7 protein-coding genes are annotated in these 5,793 nt (G+C 63.4%); 3 read left to right on the forward strand and 4 right to left on the reverse strand.

From position 1 onward, the window contains the following. On the forward strand, positions 1-373 hold a 373-nt coding region (locus CIK81_RS18285), incomplete at its 5' end, for a hypothetical protein (protein WP_158542103.1). Between the two features lie 387 nt (positions 374-760). Here CIK81_RS18285 and CIK81_RS17715 read toward each other — a convergent pair. The 4 genes from CIK81_RS17715 to CIK81_RS17725 form a co-directional block, all read right to left on the reverse strand. Further along, positions 761-1,702, reverse strand: a complete 942-nt coding sequence (locus CIK81_RS17715; RefSeq protein ID WP_114305970.1) for a DUF2599 domain-containing protein — start codon at positions 1,700-1,702, stop codon at positions 761-763. Positions 1,703-1,903: 201 nt separating this feature from the next. Next, on the reverse strand, positions 1,904-2,476 hold the full coding sequence (locus CIK81_RS18875) for a winged helix-turn-helix domain-containing protein (protein WP_114305971.1): 573 nt from the start codon (positions 2,474-2,476) through the stop codon (positions 1,904-1,906). Then, positions 2,473-2,745 carry an HTH domain-containing protein gene (locus CIK81_RS18080; RefSeq protein WP_147272055.1) on the reverse strand — a complete coding sequence of 91 codons (273 nt, stop codon included), beginning with the start codon at positions 2,743-2,745 and terminating at the stop codon, positions 2,473-2,475. Before CIK81_RS18080 ends, CIK81_RS18875 begins: the two co-directional genes overlap by 4 nt. Next, positions 2,733-3,587 carry a replication initiation protein gene (locus tag CIK81_RS17725; protein WP_158542104.1) on the reverse strand — a complete coding sequence of 285 codons (855 nt, stop codon included), beginning with the start codon at positions 3,585-3,587 and terminating at the stop codon, positions 2,733-2,735. Before CIK81_RS17725 ends, CIK81_RS18080 begins: the two co-directional genes overlap by 13 nt. Before the next feature lie 530 nt (positions 3,588-4,117). Between CIK81_RS17725 and mobC the strand changes: the two genes are divergently transcribed. Together mobC and CIK81_RS17735 are read left to right on the forward strand one after the other, a co-directional pair. Next, a complete protein-coding gene (gene mobC, locus CIK81_RS18745) occupies positions 4,118-4,672 on the forward strand; it encodes a plasmid mobilization relaxosome protein MobC (RefSeq protein ID WP_255411102.1) in 555 nt (184 codons plus the stop codon). A gap of 70 nt (positions 4,673-4,742) precedes the next feature. Beyond that, entirely contained in the window at positions 4,743-5,762 is a 1,020-nt protein-coding gene (locus CIK81_RS17735) for a relaxase/mobilization nuclease domain-containing protein (protein WP_158542105.1), read from the forward strand. The last annotated feature ends 31 nt before the right edge of the window (positions 5,763-5,793 follow it).

Genomic DNA, 5,793 nt, shown 5'->3' on the forward strand with positions numbered 1-5,793 from the left:
GCGTGAGGCCGTCCAGGCGAAGCGTGAGCAGCGGTTGGAGCGGGCGGCGCCGCCGCGGGATCTGCGGCAGCAGATCGGGAACATCAGCGCGGCGAAGCAACGCGCAGAGACGTATCAAGCGCGCCTGGCCGCGCGGCGTGAGTGGCTGTCGATGATCGGGCGTGCTCGCCAGGTCCGCGAGCCCGAGGTCGGCTGGAAGAACCTCCGCCAGATCAACAAAGCCACCGCGCAGCGCGGGCGCGCAAATGCGCAGAGACGCAGAGGCGCAGATGCGCAGGTACGCAACAGCGCACCCGCTACCAGCCTGAGCGATTACCAGTCACGCCAGCGCCGAACCCCGCCCCCGGACCTCGGTCGAGGCGCAGGCAGGTGAAGCTGCCGCGGGGCTACGCCCCTTACCCTCGAGCAACCAACCAATAAACAAGAAGATTGGCCGATGTCAGCTCCGGGAGCGACTCAATCATTGCCCAGAAAATCACCCAAGAGATTCAGCCTTATTGTTTTCCGCCTGATCGGACCTCACTTCAGCGATTCCTCGGATGAGGAGGAAAGCCCCAACAATAAGGGCTACTAGTGCAACGAAGATCGAGGCAACTCCGAGGATGTCCGTAGATGCTCCTGGAGCGCCGCCATCCAAGGCGTCAAATCGCGTAGAAGCCCATTGCAGAGAAACAATAAGTGCAATCACTCCGCCGACAAAAATCACGAGCGCTGTAATGATTTTTTTTGAAAACATAGTTACGCCTATCAAGGATTGAGGTCACGGATTGCAGAGCTTCGCAACAGTTTTTGCGTAGCCAACATCAGGTCGCCAGCTATCCAGGTTCCAAGGAGTCTTGAAATGCATTGCATTATTTTGGTGGCAGACGAGTTGGTCGCGATATTTTCTGCCCTCAAAGTTCGAAGCCACAAGTTTCTTGTAGTCGGCAAACAATGCGCTACCCGGAAGGTTCGCTGGATATGATCCCGGGTAAACCTGGACAATCATGCCTTGAGAGCTCGACTTCAGGCTGACCTTCTTGATGTACAAGCCGGACTTCGGGTCGGCCACGATCGGGTATGAGTAGCCCTCATGCTCCACAGTCTGCGTGATCTCGCCACCACTAATCGTGTAGAAGGTCGGTACGTCACGACCCTCCGCATCAGTAGCCCATGCGGGCTGAAAATGCGTCACGAGCTCGCCGTCAGAATCATAAACATCGACTGTGCCATCCGCGAGTTGCTCCATGGCCGCAGGCTGCCCCTTAGAGGTAACGCCATAGGTGTACGAAGTGGGGGCCGAAGGAGACTCAATCACGGCCCCGACGCTCACTGAGCCATCGTCACCAGCTGTGGCAACAGTGCTGAAACCCGATTCTGTCGCGTAGCTCACCATTGAATCGGCATCCTCGGCCACTCCGGCCGAGCGCGTCTCGGGGAGGGCTATTCCGTATTCCGTTGAACCAATCCCGTAATCAGTATGGATATCGATAGTTCCGTTTCCGTTTTCGGGAAAGTCGGCCGAAATGTAGGGGTTCGTAGACGTGAGACCGTCTCCGCTTTCTTCGATTTCGGATGAATTGGCTACAAACTTGGGCGCAACTGACTGGACGGCGGCAAGTGGACTGACTTCCGGCGCGGGCTCAGAGTATGCAGGTACGGTGGCGCCACATATACCCACAATAGCCAGTGTGGATATAATTCGAGATGCGGTCTTTTGCATTTTATTCCTATCTCTTTGTGAAACGCTGAACCATGCTCGGCTAATCTGACTTCGGTGTCAGTTGCAGTAGACACATCCGCAGCGTGCGTCCTGAAAGCCCCCGGCTATGATCTCGGCAAAATACAACACACTCCCCTTCGCTGCGGGTTTCGTTACCGGATCGAAACCTTCAAGTCGAACGGTACGGCCCATTTGCGGGTTCTATCGAGAGCCCCCTGAGGAATCCATGAGGCGTTGCCACCACGGTCGGCGGGCTGGTGTGGGTTTTGTGGACTCGTCCTGTTGAGCTCTTTCCGCTACCTCGGACCAGGGGTTTCCCTCAGGATCTCGCCTCGCGGCGAGATCGGCTGCCTGGGGGTGCAGGGCCGGGCGGGGTGGCTCTAGCAGGCGGAGCGCGTGGGCCTGTGCGTCGATGGTGTGTTGCTTTTCGTCTACGAGTGCGCGTGCACCCCTCAGTTCGGCCTCGGCGACGGCGGCGCGCTTCTCGGCTTCGGCGAGCTGCTCCTGTAGGTCCTGTGAGGACGTGTCAGAGGGGGTGTCACGGTGACGTGTCATGCTACGTGTCACGGTGTCATGTGAAGAGGTGTCAGGGGGTGTCACACGGGGCATCATTCCTTCTGCGACCAGTGCCGATATGGGTATTCTCCACGACGTGGCATGACGCGTAGCACCGTGCTCGGTGAGACGTGTCAGGCGACGTCTCACCGTGGACACCGAAACCCCGCACGCACGGGCCGCCTCAGCGAGCGAGAGAACCGGCTCGGATGTGCTCATGCGACGCTCTGAGCCCGCCGGTCCTTGGCTTTGGCCGCGAGCTGATAGGCAGCCGATGCACTGATATTTCCCAACCGTTCCCCGACCTCGCTCCACTTCAGTCCGGCCTCACGCAGCGCGAGCGCTTCATCCTGGCGCGAGTGTGTCTCTGCTAGGTACTCCGCGCGTGGCTGGGCGATGTAGCGGCGCACGGTGCGCTCTGAGACCCCCAGGCGTTCGGCAACGAACCGCGCGGAGCTCTTTCTCCTGACAGGCTTCACTGCTCCCATGTAGCAGCCTCCTCGTAATCTCGCAGATCCGCCTTGCGACCTTTGGGGCGGGGTTGTTGGGCTCTGTGTTGTTGGATTTTGCGGAATTGGTCTTCGGTGAAGTGTTCCCAGACCCATTTGGCGACGGAGTGGGCGGTGTCGCGGACTTCGCGTCCGGGGAGGGGTTCGGGGAAGGCTTGGTTGATGCTTTGGGCCCAGGCGTGGGTCATGGTTTCCCAGTCGTCGCGTCCGTCTTCGCGGTGGCGGCGAATCGCTGTGTATGCCCAGGTGCGTAGTTCGTTGAAGAGGGTGACGTTGCGGCCGAGGCCGTGGGAACGCTCGATTTTGCGGGGTAGCTGCTTGGGCAGTCGTGTCCCGAGCGCTGTGGCGAGGGTGCTGAGGGTGTAGACGCCGTCGTCTGCGCACCAGCGGGTGACCCAGGAGTGGTGGACGGGGTTCTTGGTCAGCAGGCCTGCGTAGGCGAGGTCTCCGTCGAGGGCGGCGATCAATCCGGCTTCGACGCGGGCGAGGTAGCGCAGGGGCTTGGTTCTGGCGGCGTCTGAGCGGGCGACAGGGACTTCGAGGACGTACGCGACGTGTGCGTGGCCGTTGAAGGGGTTCACGGCGGTCCAGGAGGGCTCTGGGAGGTCTGCACGGTCTGCGGCCCAGTCGGCGTCGTCGTGGTCGATGTCGATCACGACGCACCAGACGAGGCCGGGGGAGTTGACCTGGACGTAGCGGCGGGCGATCGCCTTGGCGCGTGGCTCGCGCCAGCAGCCGTCCTTGAGGTCGTCGGAGACGTAGGGGGCCTGCATGACCCAGCGCGCGTCGAACAGTGCAGTCTGCGCGGGTCCGGGTGGCATGCCTCGACGCTCCCACGCAGCACCCTGTTTCGTACTAGGACACGCCGGGGGTGGATGAACTTTTTTAAGTGGTAGGCCGCTAGCCATATCAGATATTGCCCCGGATCCCGGGGCCCTAACCGGACATCTAGGGCGAGCGCAGCGAGCGCCTTCTCCGCTCTCGCAAGCCCCTCCCGCCCGCGTCCGGCGCCGCCACCCCGCCCCTCCCGCTCCCCCGCCCGTGGACGTACCCCGTGGTTCTGTGGGTGCTGGAAGGTCCCGTGTTCTGCTTGGCTGCTTCTGGTGAGGTGACCGCCCGAGTTCGTAGCCACCTTGCTCGTTGTTGTGTACCGGGCTTCCAGCGCGACCCCTGGTCGGGGTCGGTATCGCCGCTGCGCGTCGATGAGGGCAGCACCCCGCCCGCGCGTCGTTCCTCCTATGCGGTCGCGGTCGGCGTGCTGCCCTCCCCTGCTTCCAGCGCGTGTCTATCCTCCTCTGGCGGCCGCGCTGGAAGCGATGCGAGGTATACCCACCGATATCGCTGGCGCGATATGGTGTGTTCCCTCGCCCTGTCCTCGCTTCGCTGCGGGCAGGGCCGTCGATCCGTTTCGCTTCGCTGGATCGACGGGGCCGGCGGTGCGTTGCTTGCCGGTAGCCGGCCCTTGGGCCGGGGGTTGGATCGAGGGTCGATCCAAGCGGGGTGCACGCCGAGTGCTTGCGTGCATGGCGGCTTTTGCTGGAGGGGTGTTGGTGTGGTTGAGGTGAAGCGGACGCATACGGCGTTGGTGCGGTTGACGGATGCGGAGTGGGCGAGTTGGAACGTGGCTGCGCGGGGTGCTGGGTATGGGCGGACGGCGGCGTGGGTGCGTGAGGTGGTTGCTGGTGTTGTTGCAGGTGAGGGCAGTGGGGTGCGTAGGGATGATCAGGCGGCGCGTGCGCTGGTGGGGCAGTTGGCGCGGATCGGTTCGAACCTGAATCAGGTCACGCGGTCGTTGCATGTGGCGATGAACGATGGCGGTCCCAGGCTGGAGCTCGAGGACGTGGAGGCGGTGGTGCGGGCGACTGGTGAGGAGCTGCGGGCGCTGCGTGAGGTGATGGAGCGGTGAGCGTGGGGAACCGTGTCCCGCTTACGGCCTGGCACCTTTTCGAGGCGTCGGGCTGTGGGGGGTGTTTCTGGTGATCGGGAAGATCACGCGGGGCAGTCGTCCTGGGGACATCGGTGCGTATCTCCACGGCGAGGGGCACCTCGGTGAGCACGTGTGGCGTGATGGCGAGGACCGTGAGGTGTCCGGTGGGGTGGTGATCGGGGGGAACCTTGCTCGTGAGGGCGATACCGACGAGAAGCGGTGGGCTGCTGATCTGCGGTTGGCGGCGTCTGGGCGCCCGGAGGCGAAGCGCCCGATCTGGCATGCCTCGCTGCGCTGCGCGCCGACGGATCGCACGCTCACGGACGCGGAGTGGCGCGGGGCTGTGGAGGAGATCGCGGAGTCGATGGGGTGGGCTGAGCATCCGCACGCGATCGTGCGGCACGCGGATGACCACGTGCACGTGGTCATGTCCCGTGTGGCCTATGACGGGTCGATCTGGGTTGGCAAGAACGACGCCAGGAAGCTCCAGAAGGCCCGTCAGAGCGTCGAGAAACGCCTAGGGCTTGTCGAAGTACCCATGAGGTCCCGTTCGTCCGGCAGAGAGGCCGCTGAGGGCCGTTTGAAGCTTGCCGAGTACCGCCGCAGTCAGCAAACGGGGGTGGATCCGGCGCGGGTGGGGCTCGCGGAGCGGGTCGAGCGGTGCGTGAAGGCGGCTGAGGGGATGGGTCGGGAGGTGTTCGAGGAAGCCCTGGATCGGGCTGGGGTGGAGCATCGGGCGAACGTGGCCAGCACGGGGCGGGTGAACGGGTATCGGTTCTCGATGACGACGGATGCGCAGGGCGAGCCGGTCTGGTTCAAGGCTTCGCAGCTGGATCGGTCGCTGTCGTGGAACCGGGTCGCTGCCCGGATTGAGGCGGTGGAGCCGGTGAGGGTGGAGCCGGTGGCGGCTGAACCGAAGCGGCTGCTGGAATCGAAGGCCACGCATGCTCAGCGGGTCGAGGCTGCACGACACGCGACGGAGGCCGCGCAGCGTGAGGCCGTCCAGGCGAAGCGTGAGCAGCGGTTGGAGCGGGCGGCGCCGCCGGGGCGTGTCAGATGGTCTGTGTAAGCCGTACCGAGAGGAACGGTAAGAATCATGA

The organism is Brachybacterium sp. JB7 (assembly GCF_003335205.1).
GTDB lineage: Bacteria > Actinomycetota > Actinomycetes > Actinomycetales > Dermabacteraceae > Brachybacterium > Brachybacterium alimentarium.

What these genes read in the sequence shown, in the direction of transcription:
- mobC (WP_255411102.1), top strand. Translation starts at nt 4,118, where the DNA reads ATGGTGTGTTCCCTCGCCCTGTCCTCGCTTCGCTGCGGGCAGGGCCGT.
- CIK81_RS18080 (WP_147272055.1), bottom strand. Translation starts at nt 2,745, where the DNA reads ATGGGAGCAGTGAAGCCTGTCAGGAGAAAGAGCTCCGCGCGGTTCGTT.
- CIK81_RS17715 (WP_114305970.1), bottom strand. Translation starts at nt 1,702, where the DNA reads ATGCAAAAGACCGCATCTCGAATTATATCCACACTGGCTATTGTGGGT.
- CIK81_RS17725 (WP_158542104.1), bottom strand. Translation starts at nt 3,587, where the DNA reads ATGCCACCCGGACCCGCGCAGACTGCACTGTTCGACGCGCGCTGGGTC.
- CIK81_RS18875 (WP_114305971.1), bottom strand. Translation starts at nt 2,476, where the DNA reads ATGAGCACATCCGAGCCGGTTCTCTCGCTCGCTGAGGCGGCCCGTGCG.